Raw genomic sequence first — 14,226 nt, forward strand, 5'->3', positions numbered from 1 at the left:
TCATGATTCCTTGACGATGATGCTGCCTACCTGCGTGGCTATCTTCCGCATGTCCTTGGTGACTTCCACCAACTGGTTGGCGATGTCTCGATGCCGCGCGTACTGCGCGGATTTCATATCCTTCAGCATCTCGGCCACCCAGGTCCGGTGGGTTCGCTCGGCACGCTTCGCCAGCCTGAGGATCTCGATCCAGTAGTCCTCAAGTTCGTCCAGGTCCTCGAGCTTCCGCATGGCGTCCACTGTCAGCTCGGCTTGGCGGCTGATGATTTCCAGTTGGTCGGCAGCGCGTTTTGGCAGCCGCTCCAGCTTGTAGAGGGCGACCAGTTCGCCCGCGGCGTCGAGCTTCTCCATGGCCTCGTTGAGGTGGCGGGACAGCGTGTACATGTCCTCGCGGGGGAGCGGGTTCACAAAGCTGGTGCGCATATGCGTCAGGAGCGCAAAGTGCAGGTCCAGGGATTTCGACTCGTGCTCGTGAAGTTCCTCTGTCAGGCGTCCGTGCTCGCTGGCCTGGGCACCGAGGATCTCTGAGAGTGTTCCGGTGGCGGCAACAATGACGCCGGCCATCTGCGCGAGCAGTACGAGCCCGGCAGGTTCCTGGGGGAAAAGGCGCAGCTTCATATCGCTTCCGGGCCGGGGACGGATGGGCCGCGGGCCGCTTGACTTGACGCTTCCCGCTTCGGCCCCAACTTTACCGGTACGACGACGGCCGCCGCTAAGTCTGCCGGTGTTGTCGCAACTACCGTCGGGGGTGGCTAGCCGGGAACTGGGTGCGGGCAAAAAAGTCCGGGCATAAAAATGGTGCCGAACCGGATACGCCTCTCGGCGGTAGGCCGCTCGGAGCGGCTATAAGTTGAAGCCCGGGGGTTTCGCGGTTCGGCACCAGTTTCAGTGTTCTACGTCGGTGGGGCTAAGTCAACATTGACAGGCAGGGCCGGACGTGGGTAGATTCAGGGGTTTTTGGGCCCTAATCCAGCTCTCCCAAGCGCCAAGCATTGGCTGCGTGTTCGAGGTCCTCGGCCGTCTTTACCAGCTGGTGCGAGTTGCGTGTGAGCTTGCTTGCATGGCTTTCATTGCTGTGCTCCGCCCCGTCCGCCAGGGTTGCCTGGCCGAGCGCCACAACCCGGCAGAATGCAGCCGAACGTTCCAGCGCGACGTCGAAATCGCCGTCGAAGGCGCCTGACAAAATGGCGTCCGCCATGGACTTCATTTCGTCGGCGCCAGGTGGTTCAGCCGCGCCTGCGACCACATTGGATACTTGGGCGGTATCGCGTCCGGCGCGGAAGTACACGGAGATGCGCTCTGGGTTTTGGATGGTGGCGGCGCGGAGGGCGTACAGTCTCCACAGCGCGCCGGGAAGGGAACGGGCCGGGCTTTCGGCCCACATCTCGGCGATGGCTTCAAGGCCCTGCTCATCGGCCAGCTTTACCAGGCGTCGGGTGACCTTGGGGTCATCACTGTCACGGCCACGTTTTACGAGCGCCTGGGCCGCCAGATGGGCAGCCTCGGAGACGCGGGCTGGGTCTGCCCCACCGGCGAACGGTTCGAAATCGATGGGCGCGAAGGGCTTGGGCTTGTGGTGCCTGTTCGCTCCGCCGTACGCACGTGGTCCTGGCTGTTCGCTCATGAGTTCACCGTACTCCTGTGCTCTGATGGGGTCGAGTAACGGTTTCTTGGGCTGGTGGGTGTTGCCCGCGTGCCTTCCCGACCTACTTTGCCCAAGCAGGTGGGCCGACACGCCGCTGCCGCCGCGCGCCGTCGTCGGCCGTTCGCTCAAAGTAGGTCACGACGCCGCGTTGACGACCCCGTTCCTCGACTGCCTTGACGTTGAGGTACAGTATTCATGGCTGTTTCAACAGCTGAAGGGGCCTTTAGCTCAGTTGGTAGAGCATCGGACTTTTAATCCGTGGGTCGTGGGTTCGATCCCCACAGGGCCCACCCTTCCTGCAGGCCGGAGACGTTGAGTCTCCGGCCTGTTTTTTGTCTCCCGCTTGGCCGGCGCAGCCCGACCCCCGTCAACGGACAAATCACTGCCGCACGCAGGGGTGAATTGTCCTTTGGCCGGTGTTTCCCCAAAAAACTTCTCAAGGACGCCCCTTGGGAACTCAGAACCCGGAAACCCCGACCGCCAAAATCACCATTGATCCCGCATTTATCGTGGGTCCCGTCAGGCGGAAGACCTTCGGTGCCTTCGTCGAGCACTTCGCAACACGGATCGCGTCCACTCGGCCAGCCTCGCGCAGCTGGTCAACGTCATTGCACCGATCATGACCGAGCCGGGCGGGCGCTCCTGGAAGCAGACCACGTTCCACCCCTTCGCGCTCACCTCGAAGCACGCCTCGGGTACGGTGCTGAACCTTGCTGTCGAGGCGCCGAAGCTGGACAGCGGTAAGACGGCCAGCTTCAGCCCACTGTCAGCCGTGGCTACCTACGACGCCGAAGCCAAGGAGGTTGTAGTTTTCGCCGTGAACCGTTCGGCGACGGACGCACTTACGCTCGACGCCGCCGTCGGGGGTTTGGGGACCGCCAGCGTCATCGAGGCCGTCACCTACACGAACAAGGACCCGTACTGGCAGGCAACCGCGGATGATTCGACGTCCGTCCTGCCTTCAGAGAACGTCAGTGTAACGCTCGACGGCGGGCGGCTCACCGCCGGGCTTCCGGCCGTGAGCTGGACAATGATCCGGTTGTCGTTGGAAGCCTAGGCGATCGCCTGCGAGCCGTCTTGGAAAACCGGATACAGCGAAATCGGTGTGACTGTTGCTTCCGCGGGGTCGTCCTGGAAGGTTCCTGGCGTCTGCATTGCGGGCGTCGGAGCCGGTTGCTCAGCGGCGACGATTTCCAGCGATTCCATATCCAGCAGCCGCCGGCTTCCGGTTTCTGCATCCTGGAGCCAGAACAGGTCAGTACCTGCGATTGTCTTGACCACCGTGCCCCGGTGGTAGAGGCGCCCGTTGTGCCAAGCCTCTATGTATTCTCCTTGGCTGAGAAGGTGCGGCTCCTCCTGGTTGCCAGGCACCGTGCCAAAAGCCTGTGCCAAGCTGGCCTGCATTTTCAGCGCCTGAAAAAGATCCCTGTTTGCAGTGCTCATGTCTGCTCCCCTCATGCTGGCTGCTGTCCCGTGGGCTCATCGGCCTCGTGACCCCAGCCTTCCGCATTCATGTTGCAGGAGCGTTGCAGGCGCATGAGCGGTGTGTGACAGCTAGGAGGGCTCGGCTTCCTCGCCTGGAACATCCGGTTCGGAACCAGCCGAATCCGGATGGGGAAGCTCATCAGCGTAGGGCGCACGGGGGCCGGACTGGCTGTTCAACAGTTCGTTTGCTGCCATGGCCAGGAGGTCCCTTTCCAGCTCCGGAATGGACAGCATTCCCTGCAAATAGGCCTCAACTTCGTATTCACCCACTGACCCGCCGATGCTGAAGTAGTGGAGCCACAACGCTGCCGTGCTGATTCGCGCGGCGGAGAGCGCCGCTTTAAGCTTGCGGCGTTGCTCGGGTTCGTTGATGTCGAAGCCCATGTCCTGCGGCCCTATCGCGGATCGGCCGGTGTTCCGGCTACGAGCTCGGCGCTGGCTTCCTGCAACGTACTGCGTTGATCGCGCGCGTATCCCATCAATATCTGCAGGGCATCTGGGTGCGGGATTTTGTGGCGTTCCATGAGTATCCCGCAGGCACGGTTGACCACATCCCTGCTGTAGAGGGCGGATTGCAGGCCCTCGCTGATGCGCCTGGGCGTTTCAGCGCTTTGGATATGGGATAGGAGCGTTGCGGCCGGGGACGAAAAAAGCTCCATGAGGGACGCCGTGGTGTCGTCATAAGAAAAGGGTTGGGCGGCATAAACCTTCATGGCACCCATGCTGTGCCCGTCGGCCAACAGGGGTGCGCTGACCACCGACTTGATGGGCAGGCCACTGACGGTGGCCGACCACTCCGGCCAGCGGGGGTCAGTGCCGATATCCTGGGCGATCACAGTTTCTTCCGAAGCCCACGCTGTGAGGCACGGCCCTTGGCCTAACTCGTATTGCAGGATGTCCGCCTGCTCCACTACCGGGTCGGTAAACCCCGCACTCGTGCGGCGGCCTTGGGCATCCAGGATGGAAACCCCCGCTCCGAGGGTGCCGGGCACCGACTCCTGAATGGCCTTGGAGAGGTTCTGGACGGCACGGTCCACTTTCTCTTCGGTCAGGAGAAGACCCAGAATCCGACCGACGGCAGCAGACAACTCATCCAGAGGAAGATGCTTCTTGGTCATGGTGTTCTTTCCGGCCGTTCAGGTCGGCTGGCCGACTGAAACAATCTTAGAATCGCTGGACTCCCGTGTTGTAAATCCAGCCTAATGGGTTTTTGGCCAGGAAATCCGCATGTAGGCACGCTGCCTGCTATTCCTCAAAAGGTGCTGCGATCTTCCGATCTCCAGCAACATGGGCGATTATCCCCTGCGCCACCAGGCGGAGTTTGATGTTGCGGTGGCTGGAAGCCCTGACCAGGATTTGGAAGGCGGCATCCCTGCTGCAGCGGTTCTGCGCCATGATGATTCCGACGGCGGTGTCAATGGTCGTGCGGGACTCCAGAGCGGCGGCGAGGTTCTCGCGGGCATCCCGCAGCTGGGCGATCTTCAATGCCAAGTGGAGGGCTTTCGCGCCAGTGGCCGTGACGCGCTCTGCCGACAAAACGTCCTCGTGGGAGAAACCGTGAGCCCGCGCGGAGTAAAGATTCACCACAGCCTCCGCCGTGCTGTTCAATTCCATGGGAAAGGCCAGGATGGAGCCCACATTCGTGCCCGCAGCCGCCCGCATGTACTCAGGCCAGCGATCTTCGCGGTGGACATCAGGGACGTGGGTGATGGTGCGTGTTCGAAGGGCCGAAAGGCAAGGGCCATCGCTGAAGCTGTTCTGGATGTCGTCCAACTTCCGGGCAAGGGGATCGCTATCGGCCACGGCTACAGGTTTCTTCTGCCGGATGACGGTCACTCCGCAGGCAATCGTGTTTCCGTTCCTGGTGAGCTTCTTCGCGATCAATGAGGCGAGGTCCTGGAGGAATTCACGGATATCGGCATTCTCCACCAAGAGATCCTGCAGATGTTCCACGAAGTCCGTGAGATCCACCTTGTCCGCATACGTGCCAAGGAACCTGGGAGGGCTGGCGACGTGCCGTGCCGGCTGGGTTTCAGTCATTGTCTTTCCTTACTGCCGCTCGGCACTACTGCCCGGCGGATTCGTCCGGCCGTCTGAGGTGAGTTCCCTGAAGGCAATATCTACGAGTTCCATCTGGCCTGGGGCAAGAACCAGAAGTCCCCGCATCCGCTGGTCCATTTTTCCATCGTGTTCCGATGCCCCCCAAGGTTCGGCATTCATAGAACCTGCTTATCCTCCTTACCGTTCGTCGCCTGCCCGTTTCAGAATGTCTTCGGCTATTTCGTGGAGCCGCTTATCGCTGTTACGGGACGCCATCTGGATGAGTCTGATGGCGGAGTCCCTGCTGCAGCGGTTCTGCATCATGATCAGGGAAACAGCCGCATCCACTATGGCCCGCGACTCCAAGGCGGAACGCAGATGCACAGGATATGGATCCGGGGTGTGCAGGCGCAGGGCCAGCCGGAGAACCCTCGACAAGGATTCTGCGTGCTTCCGTATGGATGCCACGGTCTCTGGATCGAAAGTGCCTGCTTCGGTGGAGTAGCAGTTCAACGCCGCCCGTGAGTCGTCATCCGTTGCGATGGGGACCGCCAGCATGGTGGTGATACCTTCCTGCGAAACAGTGTCGGCGTAGTGGTGCCAGCGCACATCGGCCTGAAGGTCCTCAACCAAAACGGTCTGCTGCTGCCGGAGCGCCGTAAGGCATGGTCCGTCGTCGAACTCGTACTGCTTTTCATCCAGGCGTTGAGCCGCCTCAGTACTGCTCGCCACCGTCGACGGTCCTCCGTTACGCTCAACGGTGATGGCGCACAGCATGGGGACATCCCCGCCCAACAAGGAAGCCGAAATGGTGGTCAATCCCAGAAGGAATTCCGTAAAGCCGGGGCTCTCCAACAGCAGGTCCTGCAACTGTTCCGCTGTGGGTACTGCATCGTTCTGGGCCATTCGGCCTCATTCCAGGCAACGCCAGAGCGATTGACTCCGGCTGGCGGCAGTGCGCTCGAGTTCGCGCACAACCCGGATATTCAACTCCGGACCCTTTGCCACTCCCGAAATCTCCTACTATCGACACTACGCCTGAGGCATGCAGCGCAACAGTGGCGTTCTCGTCCGCGTCCCGCAGTCCGTCGGTAGGACGTTACTGTTCTAAGAATGAATCACGCAGTCCCGGACGGAATCGTCACACCAGCCATCATGATCGACGTCGATATCCTCGACCGGAATATCCAACGGATGGCATCGAGCATGCTCAGCCGGGGGCTAAGGCTCCGCCCGCATGTGAAGACACACAAGACCCTGGAGATCGCGGCCAAGCAGCTTGCGGCCGGAGCTGTTGGCCTGACAGTGGCGACAATCGGGGAAGCCGAGGTATTCGCAGCCGGGGGTGCCACGGATATTTTCATCGCCTACCCGCTGTGGGTTGAGAAGCATCACGCTGAGCGGCTGCGGACGCTTGCCAAGACGTGCAGCATTGCGGTCGGCACTGATTCAGCGGAAAGCGCGACGGCGATGGGCCGCCAGTTAGGCGCAGACGCTAGAAGCATCGATGTGCTGATCGAAGTGGACAGCGGTCATCACCGCAGCGGAGTTCTGCCCGAAGAAGTGGTGGGGGTTGCGCGCGCGGCCGCAGCAAGCGGCCTGAACGTTGCTGGCGTCTTCACATTCCCCGGACACAGCTACAAACCGGGAATGCCAAGGGATGCAGCGAGTAACGAGAATGAGGCCCTCGGCCGTGCTTCCGCCGCACTGGAGCATGCCGGCTTTGAGGTCCGCACCATCAGCGGCGGTTCCACCCCGACCGCACTGCTCGACGCCGAAACGCTGGCCACTGAGCTCCGCCCCGGCGTCTACGTTTTTGGTGATGCCCAGCAGCTTGAACTGGAACGTTGCACGTGGGACGACATCGCTCTGACCGTCGCTGCGACTGTGGTGAGCCGCCACGAGTCCAAGGGCGGGAACGTCCGGCGGGTGGTTGTGGACGCGGGCAGCAAGATACTGGGCAGCGACCGTCCGGACTGGGCCACCGGATACGGGCGGCTGCCGGAATACCGGGAGGCCCGGATATCTGCGCTCTCCGAACACCACGCCACGGTGGTTTGGCCGGAGTCGGAGGAACTGCCGGCACTAGGCACGCGGCTCAGGCTAATCCCGAACCACGTCTGCCTGGCCATGAACCTGGTGGACGAGGTCACCGTGGTTCGCGGGGGCACAGTGGTGGACACATGGAGGGTCGCAGCGCGCGGCAAGAATAACTAGCCTGTCGCCTGGGGTATCAGGCTGTGACGGCGGGCGGAAATTTACCCGCCGTCACAGCAACTCTCGCGTCCCTTAGCCGATAGGAGTCGGCGGTTGTTTGCCTCCGAGTACGGCGAGCGTGTTGTCCGCCGCGAGTACCGCCATGGCAGTACGCGTCTCGACGGTGGCGGAGCCGAGGTGCGGCACCAGGGCCACGTTTTCCAGCTCCAGCAACCAGGGATGGACTTTGGGCTCTTGTTCGAAGACGTCAAGCCCGGCGCCTGCGATCTGTCCTTCGCGCAGGGCCAGGGCGAGTGCGGATTCGTCGATGATGGGTCCGCGCGCGGTGTTGACCAAGTACGCGGTGTCCTTCATAGTAGCCAGCTGCTCGGCGCCGATCAGATGGTGCGTGTTCGGGCCGTAGGGGCAGTGTAGGGAGACGATATCGGAGATGGTCAGCAGTTCGTCGAGATCCACTCGCCGTGCGCCGAGTTCCGCGGCGATGGCCGGATCGATTTCGCTGCGGGACTGGTAGACGATTTCCATGCCGAAGGCTTTGGCGCGGCGTGCTGTGGCTTGGCCGATGCCGCCCATTCCCACCACGCCCAGGGTCTTGCCCTGCAGGCTGGACCCGAGCAGGAAGAACATGCCCCATTTCCATGGCTGACCGGCCCGGATGAGCCGTTCGCCTTCGCCGAGGCGGCGGGTGGCCATGAGGATGAGTCCGAAAGCGATGTCCGCAGTGGCCTCAGTGAGCACCCCAGGGGTGTTGGTGGCGATGATCCCGCGTTCGGTGCAGGCAGGGACATCGATGTTGTCATAGCCAACGGCGACGTTCGCGACCACTTTTAGCTGCGGGCCCGCGGCGTCGAGTAGCTCAGCGTCGATTCGTTCGGTGAGCAGGCTCACGATCGCGTCGGCTCCGGCCACCCGCCGCAGAAGTTCCTGGCGGCTGATGGACTCCGATCCCTCCCAGGCATCGACCTCGTGCATGGCGCGGAGCTTTTCGAGTGCGGGTTCGGGTACGCGTCCGGTGACGACTACCCGGCTCATGCGGTTTCGATCCATTCACGCAGGCGGCCCAGGCCCTCACGGATGGCGTCCGATTCGATGCCGGAGTAGGCCAGGCGGATGTACTGCCGCTCTTCGCCTGGCAGGCGCCGGCCGAAGTGTTCACGGGTGCAGAAGGAAACGCCCGTCTTGTAGAGGGCGTCGGAAGCGAAGTCGCCAACTGCGGTGTAGCCCAGCCGCTGCATGGCCTCGGTGACGTCCGGGAACAGGTAGAACGTCGACTGCGGCACGGCCACGCTCATGCCGGGGATGGCATTGACGATCCCGCACGCGGCGTCCCGGCGTTCCTTCAGGATGTCCAGCATCTGCTGGACCGGTTCCTGGGGGCCGCGGAGGGCTTCGATGCCGGCCCACTGCACGTAGTGCGTGGTGCACGATTCATCGTTGGTGTTCAGGGTGCTGAGCACCTGGGCGATCTCGCGCGGCGCCACAGCACAGCCAAGGCGTGAACCGGTCATGGCGAACTTCTTGCTGAACGTGTACAGGATCACTGTGCGCTCGGCCATGCCCGGAAGGGAAGCAATCGAGCTGGAGACACCCTCGTAGCGGGTTTCGAAATACGCTTCATCGGAGAGCACCCAGAGGTCGTGCTCGATCGCGATCTGGGCGATGGCTTCACGTTCGGCCGCCGTGGACTCGGCAGAGATGGGGTTCTGCAGGTCGTTGTAGATGATCGCGGCCGTGTTCGGCGTGATCGAGGCCCGGACTTGGTCCAGGTCGATCGCGAAGCCCTTGCTTGTGGGCACGTAACGGTACGGCACGGCCGTGCCGCCGAGGTATTCGATCTGCGATTCGTAGATCGGGAAACCAGGGTTGGGGTAGAGCACTTCCTGGCCAGGGTTCATCACGGCTTGCAGGAACTTGGTGATCACGGGCTTGCCGCCGGTCATCACCACCACGTTCTCGGGAGAGAACTCCATGCCACGCCGCGACCCGAGGTCCTCGGCCAGGGCTTCCCGGAGCTGGGGGATGCCAGGGCCCGGGCAGTAGCCGGTGTGCCCGTCGGCGATTCCCTTGTTCATGGCCTCAATAATGTGCGGGGCCGTCGGGATATTGATGTCGCCGAGGTGGAAGGGATACACCAGGTTTCCCTTCGACTTCCAAGCGGCAGCGGCCTGCGCGACGCTGAAAGCAGTTTCGGTGCCCAGGCGTTCGAGCCGGTGTGCGAGTTTCTGCATCTGCTGTTTAACTCCTCATCGAGCTGATCACGTCTCACGTGAAGTACTCAACTAGTATATTAGTGATGTATTAGGCTGTCTATGGATAAACCCGCAATTAAGCGGAGCTGAAAACGACTCCCGTCAGGCCGGCTGATCTGACACACTCAAGCCCATGCAGTCGTTGTTCGACGGACTCCTTCACGCCAGCCCACTGGTGGTGATGTGCATCGTGTTCGCACTGGTCTTTGCCGAGGATGCCTTGTTTATCGGCTTCGTGGTCCCAGGCGAAACGGCTGCCGTGGTGGGGGGAGTCTTTGCCAGCCGGGGTGATCTTCCGCTGTGGAGCATGATCATGATCGTCATCTCGGCAGCCATCCTCGGAGACACGGTGGGCTACGAGATTGGCAAGCACTTGGGCCCCCGGATTATGGCCCTAAAACTCCTGGATAAGAGACGGGCCCAGCTGCAGAAAGCCGAGGATTTCCTTGCCCGCCGTGGCGGCCTGGCAGTATTCCTGGGCCGCTTCACCGCCTTTTTCCGCGCCGTCATGCCCGCACTCGCCGGGCTCAGCCGAATGCCATACCGCCGCTTCGCCATCTGGAACTTCACCGGCGGCATCATTTGGGGTGCCCTGTTCGTGACCCTGGGATTCATCGCCGGCAGCTCCTACGAGGAACTAGCCCATGCAGTGGGGCGCGGTGCCGCAGTGGTGGTGGGCGTCGTCGTGATTGTCATCCTCGGCGTGTGGCAGGTCCGAAAGCATCGAACGGCGGCCAAACCCACAGCTGACTGAGACCCTCTGGAAACGTGGCTGAAACGTCCAGTCCTTACGCTGATCACAAACTGTCCCTTCGTGTGCACCCAGGTAGTGGCTTTGAGGAGAATCGATGCATCTTTTACCCCGTGAGCAGGAAAAACTCATGATCGTGGTAGCCGCCGATCTGGCCAGACGAAGGCAGGCGCGCGGATTGAAGCTGAACTACCCGGAAGCCATCGCGATCATCAGCTACGAACTCATCGAGGGCGCCCGTGACGGCAAGTCCGTTGCGGAGCTCATGAGCTACGGAACCACTTTGCTGCGCCGCGAAGACGTGATGGAAGGCGTGCCGGAGATGATCCACGACGTCCAAATCGAAGCCACCTTCCCCGATGGCACAAAGCTCGTCACAGTCCACCACCCCATCCGATAGGAGCCACCCCATGATCCCCGGTGAGTACAGGCTCCGCCCCGAGCCCATCGCATGCAACAACGGCCGTGAGGCGATCGCCGTCGAGGTTGTCAATCGAGGCGACCGCCCAGTCCAGATCGGTTCGCACTACCACTTCGCGGAGGCTAACCGCGCCCTGGAATTTGATCGTGAAGCCGCTTATGGCCGCCGCCTGGACATTCCTGCCGGCACCGCTGCCCGGTTCGAACCAGGCGATAAGAAGACCGTCCAGCTGGTGGGGTTGGCAGGTGCCCGTGAGGTTTTTGGCTTAAGTAACGCCGTCAATGGAACGCTCGACGGCGGAACCCGCCTCGGCGGGACCGCTCGTCCGGGCGCGGCTACGGAAGGAGACACCAAGTGAGCTTCGAGCTTCCCCGCCGGCAATACGCCGAGCTTTACGGCCCAACGACAGGTGACTCCATCCGCTTGGCGGACACGGAACTGTTCCTCGAAATCGAAAACGACTACACCGTCTACGGCGAAGAAGTGGTCTTCGGGGGCGGCAAAGTAATCCGCGACGGCATGGGCCAGAACGGCCAGGTGACGCGTGACGGCGGCGGAGTGCCTGACACAGTCATCACAAACGTCGTTGTCCTGGACTACTCCGGCATCTACAAGGCCGATGTAGCCCTGAAGGACGGGCACATTTTCAAGATCGGCAAAGCCGGCAACCCGCAGATCATGGACGGCGTGGACATCGTGATCGGCGCCAGCACGGAAATCATCGCCGGCGAGCGGAAGATCCTCACAGCTGGTGGCATCGACACCCACATCCACTTCATTTCCCCCGAACAGGTTCCCACTGCTCTCTGCAGCGGGGTCACCACGATGGTGGGCGGAGGCACGGGACCAGCGGAAGGTACTAAAGCCACCACCATCACACCCGGATCGTGGCATATCTCGCGGATGCTCCAAGCGGCCGAAGGACTCCCCATCAACATCGGCTTGCTCGGCAAAGGCCACGCGTCCGCCGTCGAACCCCTCGCTGAGCAGATCCAAGCTGGTGCCGTGGGGCTCAAAGTCCATGAGGACTGGGGCTCCACGACGTCCTCCATAGACATGTCCCTACGCGTGGCCGACGAATACGACGTCCAAGTAGCTATCCACACAGACACCCTCAACGAATGCGGCTTCGTGGAGGACACCATCAAAGCGATCGACGGCAGGGTGATCCACACCTTCCACACGGAGGGCGCCGGCGGTGGGCACGCCCCGGACATCATCAAGATCGCAGGCCTGCCCAACGTGCTCCCCGCGTCCACCAACCCCACGCTGCCGTACACCAAGAACACCATCGAAGAGCACCTGGACATGCTCATGGTCTGCCATCACCTCAACCCGGACATCCCGGAAGACGTGGCCTTCGCGGACTCCCGCATCCGTGCCGAGACCATTGCGGCGGAGGACGTCCTCCACGATCTCGGCGTCTTCGCCATCACGTCCTCAGACTCGCAGGCCATGGGCCGCGTGGGAGAAGTGATCACCCGGACCTGGCAGGTGGCCGATGCCATGAAACGGCAGCGCGGCGTGCTGAACGACCCATCCGGTACCTCGCACGGCTCGGCGGAAAGCGACAACTTCCGGCTCAAACGCTACGTAGCCAAATACACCATCAACCCAGCCATCGCACAGGGCATGGCGGACGTCATTGGCTCCGTCGAAGAAGGCAAATTCGCTGACCTGGTGTTGTGGGACCCCGCCTTCTTCGGAGTGAAACCCGAACTCGTCATCAAGGGCGGGCAGATCGCCTACGCACTCATGGGCGACTCCAACGCCTCCATTCCCACGCCGCAGCCACGCACCATGCGGCCCATGTTCGCCAGCTACGGCAGAGCACTCCAACAAACGTCCATAACGTTCCTATCCAAAGCCGCGATCGACGCCGGTATCCCCGAAAAACTCGGACTCGAACGCATCATCCGGCCCGTCTCCGGCATCCGCAATCTGCGCAAAGCCGACCTGAAGTTCAACGGCGAAACCCCGGACATCGTCGTCGACCCCGAGACCTACAAGGTGACAGTCGACGGCGTCGAAGCCACCTGCGAACCCTCCGACGTGCTGCCCATGGCGCAGCGCTACTTCCTCTTCTAGGACCCTCATGATCATCGAAAAAATACTGGGCAACCTCCACGAACAGCCCGACGCCTTTGCCGGCCACCACAAGGAAAAAGTGGTCCTCCCCAGCGCCCTGCTCGTCAAACGCATCCAGCGCGTCACCACCGACCACGGCAAAGAACTCGGCATCCGACTCCCCACCGGATCCGGCGACCTGCGCGACGGCGACATCCTCGCCATCGACGACGCCAACCTCATCGTTATCTCCGTGCTGCCCACAGACGTCCTGGTGATTGCGCCAAGGACCATCCACGAAATGGGCGTCGTGGCGCATTCCCTCGGCAACCGGCACCTGCAGGCACAATTCTTCGACTCCCTCTCTGAGTACGGAGCCGACGTCATGGTGTGCCAGTACGACCACACCGTCGAGGACTACCTGAAGAGCGTCGGCGTCCCCTACGACAGGCAAGAGCGGGTCATGCCGGTGCCATTCCGCCATGCTGAGCATTCGCACTAATACAGCGGTCATCGCGCTGTCCGTAGGTGACCGTGGCTGGGGCGCCGCGGTCGGCGAGCCTGCGGCGGGTGATAGGGGCCGTGCCCGCTCCGCGGTGCCCACCACGCCGCGGCCCCTATCACCCGCCTCCGCCGAGGTTCGCCGCGGCAGCGTCGTCGTCGAGCCCACCAGCGAGGCAGTATGACCTCATATCAGCTTGCTCTTCAGCAGTTGACGGACTCTGCGTTGCCTACGGGGGCGTTTGCTCATTCTTTGGGGTTTGAGAGCTACATACATCGTGAGTTGGTCCGGGATGAGGTTACTTTCGCTGATTGGCTTTCCTCGTTTGTTGGGCAGCAGTTGACCTATTCGGATGGGTTGGCTGTGCGGTTTTTGTATGAGGGGGTGGATGTTGGCTTGTTGGATGGCGTGTTGTCTGCGCAACTGTTGGCTCGGGAGGTTCGGGAGGCTTCTTTGAAGATGGGTGGGCGGTTGCTCGAGATTGGTGGGGAGGTGTTCCCGTCGGGGGAGTTGGATGCTTATCGGGAACTGGTCCGGGAGGGGCGGGCACAAGGGCATCAACCTTTGGCTTTTGGGGTGATTGCTCGGTCACTGCAGGTTCCATACGAAGAGGCTCTTTCTGCCTATTTGTTTGCCACCGTTACTTGTCTGACGCAGAACGCCGTGCGCGCCATTCCGCTCGGTCAAAACGCCGGGCAGCGGGTACTTCGGGACGCGCACGACGCCGTTGCTGCCGTCGTGCGGGATGTAGCACAGCTGTGCTGGGACGACTTTGGGGCCGTGAGCCCCGGACTCGAAATTTCACAAATGCGGCACGAACGGCAGCGCGCCCGCATGTTCATGAGCTAA

At 62.0% G+C, this 14,226-nt stretch carries 17 protein-coding genes, 1 tRNA gene and 1 pseudogene; 10 read left to right on the plus strand and 9 right to left on the minus strand.

The window, feature by feature from the left end; genetic code table 11:
* Window positions 1–618, minus strand: a complete 618-nt coding sequence (locus LDN75_RS00900) for a nuclease PIN (protein ID WP_223935327.1) — start codon at window positions 616–618, stop codon at window positions 1–3.
* Window positions 619–964: 346 nt separating this feature from the next.
* Window positions 965–1,624 carry a hypothetical protein gene (locus LDN75_RS00905; RefSeq protein WP_223935328.1) on the minus strand — a complete coding sequence of 220 codons (660 nt, stop codon included), beginning with the start codon at window positions 1,622–1,624 and terminating at the stop codon, window positions 965–967.
* A gap of 238 nt (window positions 1,625–1,862) precedes the next feature.
* Here LDN75_RS00905 and LDN75_RS00910 point away from each other — a divergent pair.
* A tRNA-Lys gene (locus LDN75_RS00910) sits at window positions 1,863–1,935 on the plus strand.
* 263 nt (window positions 1,936–2,198) lie between these two features.
* Window positions 2,199–2,702: pseudogene (locus LDN75_RS00915) on the plus strand (alpha-L-arabinofuranosidase C-terminal domain-containing protein); the annotation flags it as partial.
* Here LDN75_RS00915 and LDN75_RS00920 read toward each other — a convergent pair.
* The 5 genes from LDN75_RS00920 to LDN75_RS00940 all read right to left on the minus strand — a co-directional run bounded on the left by LDN75_RS00920 (window position 2,699) and on the right by LDN75_RS00940 (window position 6,076).
* A complete protein-coding gene (locus LDN75_RS00920) occupies window positions 2,699–3,088 on the minus strand; it encodes a hypothetical protein (RefSeq protein ID WP_223935329.1) in 390 nt (129 codons plus the stop codon). The pseudogene LDN75_RS00915 and the gene LDN75_RS00920 sit on opposite strands and share 4 nt — an antisense overlap.
* Before the next feature lie 111 nt (window positions 3,089–3,199).
* Window positions 3,200–3,514, minus strand: a complete 315-nt coding sequence (locus tag LDN75_RS00925; RefSeq protein ID WP_223935330.1) for a hypothetical protein — start codon at window positions 3,512–3,514, stop codon at window positions 3,200–3,202.
* An 11-nt stretch (window positions 3,515–3,525) separates the two neighbouring features.
* Window positions 3,526–4,248, minus strand: a complete 723-nt coding sequence (locus LDN75_RS00930) for a GAF and ANTAR domain-containing protein (protein ID WP_223935331.1) — start codon at window positions 4,246–4,248, stop codon at window positions 3,526–3,528.
* Window positions 4,249–4,375: 127 nt separating this feature from the next.
* Window positions 4,376–5,170 carry a GAF and ANTAR domain-containing protein gene (locus LDN75_RS00935; protein WP_223935332.1) on the minus strand — a complete coding sequence of 265 codons (795 nt, stop codon included), beginning with the start codon at window positions 5,168–5,170 and terminating at the stop codon, window positions 4,376–4,378.
* A 198-nt stretch (window positions 5,171–5,368) separates the two neighbouring features.
* Window positions 5,369–6,076, minus strand: coding sequence for a GAF and ANTAR domain-containing protein (locus LDN75_RS00940; protein WP_223935333.1), 708 nt, complete (start codon window positions 6,074–6,076; stop codon window positions 5,369–5,371).
* Window positions 6,077–6,283: 207 nt separating this feature from the next.
* Here LDN75_RS00940 and LDN75_RS00945 point away from each other — a divergent pair, with 207 nt between their 5' ends.
* Window positions 6,284–7,387 carry a D-TA family PLP-dependent enzyme gene (locus LDN75_RS00945; RefSeq protein ID WP_223935334.1) on the plus strand — a complete coding sequence of 368 codons (1,104 nt, stop codon included), beginning with the start codon at window positions 6,284–6,286 and terminating at the stop codon, window positions 7,385–7,387.
* Window positions 7,388–7,459: 72 nt separating this feature from the next.
* Here the strand turns inward: LDN75_RS00945 and LDN75_RS00950 are convergent, their stop codons facing one another.
* The gene (locus LDN75_RS00950; RefSeq protein WP_223935335.1) at window positions 7,460–8,419 is read right to left on the minus strand and encodes a D-glycerate dehydrogenase; all 960 of its coding nucleotides are present in this window, start codon (window positions 8,417–8,419) and stop codon (window positions 7,460–7,462) included.
* A complete protein-coding gene (locus LDN75_RS00955; protein WP_223935336.1) occupies window positions 8,416–9,615 on the minus strand; it encodes an aminotransferase class I/II-fold pyridoxal phosphate-dependent enzyme in 1,200 nt (399 codons plus the stop codon). The genes LDN75_RS00950 and LDN75_RS00955 overlap by 4 nt, the downstream gene beginning before the upstream one ends.
* 154 nt (window positions 9,616–9,769) lie before the next feature.
* On the opposite strand from LDN75_RS00955, the gene LDN75_RS00960 reads away from it, so the two are divergent.
* The 7 genes from LDN75_RS00960 to LDN75_RS00990 all read left to right on the plus strand — a co-directional run bounded on the left by LDN75_RS00960 (window position 9,770) and on the right by LDN75_RS00990 (window position 14,226).
* The gene (locus LDN75_RS00960; RefSeq protein ID WP_223935337.1) at window positions 9,770–10,390 is read left to right on the plus strand and encodes a DedA family protein; all 621 of its coding nucleotides are present in this window, start codon (window positions 9,770–9,772) and stop codon (window positions 10,388–10,390) included.
* Window positions 10,391–10,484: 94 nt separating this feature from the next.
* A complete protein-coding gene (locus LDN75_RS00965) occupies window positions 10,485–10,787 on the plus strand; it encodes an urease subunit gamma (protein WP_223935338.1) in 303 nt (100 codons plus the stop codon).
* Between the two features lie 10 nt (window positions 10,788–10,797).
* Window positions 10,798–11,166: an urease subunit beta gene (locus LDN75_RS00970; RefSeq protein ID WP_223935339.1), complete on the plus strand. Its 369-nt coding sequence runs from the start codon at window positions 10,798–10,800 to the stop codon at window positions 11,164–11,166.
* Entirely contained in the window at window positions 11,163–12,896 is a 1,734-nt protein-coding gene (gene ureC, locus LDN75_RS00975) for an urease subunit alpha (protein WP_223935340.1), read from the plus strand. The genes LDN75_RS00970 and ureC overlap by 4 nt, the downstream gene beginning before the upstream one ends.
* 7 nt (window positions 12,897–12,903) lie before the next feature.
* Complete coding sequence (gene ureE / locus LDN75_RS00980; protein ID WP_223935341.1) at window positions 12,904–13,377, plus strand: urease accessory protein UreE; 474 nt, start codon at window positions 12,904–12,906, stop codon at window positions 13,375–13,377.
* On the plus strand, window positions 13,358–13,561 hold the full coding sequence (locus LDN75_RS00985) for a hypothetical protein (protein WP_223935342.1): 204 nt from the start codon (window positions 13,358–13,360) through the stop codon (window positions 13,559–13,561). Before ureE ends, LDN75_RS00985 begins: the two co-directional genes overlap by 20 nt.
* The gene (locus tag LDN75_RS00990) at window positions 13,558–14,226 is read left to right on the plus strand and encodes an urease accessory protein UreF (RefSeq protein WP_223935343.1); all 669 of its coding nucleotides are present in this window, start codon (window positions 13,558–13,560) and stop codon (window positions 14,224–14,226) included. Before LDN75_RS00985 ends, LDN75_RS00990 begins: the two co-directional genes overlap by 4 nt.

Source organism: Arthrobacter sp. StoSoilB5 (assembly GCF_019977235.1).
Classification (GTDB): Bacteria; Actinomycetota; Actinomycetes; order Actinomycetales; family Micrococcaceae; genus Arthrobacter.

Bases quoted from the DNA above. Each gene is read 5' to 3' on its own strand.
- LDN75_RS00900 (WP_223935327.1), bottom strand. From the start codon at position 618: ATGAAGCTGCGCCTTTTCCCCCAGGAACCTGCCGGGCTCGTACTGCTC.
- LDN75_RS00905 (WP_223935328.1), bottom strand. From the start codon at position 1,624: ATGAGCGAACAGCCAGGACCACGTGCGTACGGCGGAGCGAACAGGCAC.
- LDN75_RS00920 (WP_223935329.1), bottom strand. From the start codon at position 3,088: ATGAGCACTGCAAACAGGGATCTTTTTCAGGCGCTGAAAATGCAGGCC.
- LDN75_RS00925 (WP_223935330.1), bottom strand. From the start codon at position 3,514: ATGGGCTTCGACATCAACGAACCCGAGCAACGCCGCAAGCTTAAAGCG.
- LDN75_RS00930 (WP_223935331.1), bottom strand. From the start codon at position 4,248: ATGACCAAGAAGCATCTTCCTCTGGATGAGTTGTCTGCTGCCGTCGGT.
- LDN75_RS00935 (WP_223935332.1), bottom strand. From the start codon at position 5,170: ATGACTGAAACCCAGCCGGCACGGCACGTCGCCAGCCCTCCCAGGTTC.
- LDN75_RS00940 (WP_223935333.1), bottom strand. From the start codon at position 6,076: ATGGCCCAGAACGATGCAGTACCCACAGCGGAACAGTTGCAGGACCTG.
- LDN75_RS00945 (WP_223935334.1), top strand. From the start codon at position 6,284: ATGAATCACGCAGTCCCGGACGGAATCGTCACACCAGCCATCATGATC.
- LDN75_RS00950 (WP_223935335.1), bottom strand. From the start codon at position 8,419: ATGAGCCGGGTAGTCGTCACCGGACGCGTACCCGAACCCGCACTCGAA.
- LDN75_RS00955 (WP_223935336.1), bottom strand. From the start codon at position 9,615: ATGCAGAAACTCGCACACCGGCTCGAACGCCTGGGCACCGAAACTGCT.
- LDN75_RS00960 (WP_223935337.1), top strand. From the start codon at position 9,770: ATGCAGTCGTTGTTCGACGGACTCCTTCACGCCAGCCCACTGGTGGTG.
- LDN75_RS00965 (WP_223935338.1), top strand. From the start codon at position 10,485: ATGCATCTTTTACCCCGTGAGCAGGAAAAACTCATGATCGTGGTAGCC.
- LDN75_RS00970 (WP_223935339.1), top strand. From the start codon at position 10,798: ATGATCCCCGGTGAGTACAGGCTCCGCCCCGAGCCCATCGCATGCAAC.
- ureE (WP_223935341.1), top strand. From the start codon at position 12,904: ATGATCATCGAAAAAATACTGGGCAACCTCCACGAACAGCCCGACGCC.
- LDN75_RS00985 (WP_223935342.1), top strand. From the start codon at position 13,358: ATGCTGAGCATTCGCACTAATACAGCGGTCATCGCGCTGTCCGTAGGT.
- LDN75_RS00990 (WP_223935343.1), top strand. From the start codon at position 13,558: ATGACCTCATATCAGCTTGCTCTTCAGCAGTTGACGGACTCTGCGTTG.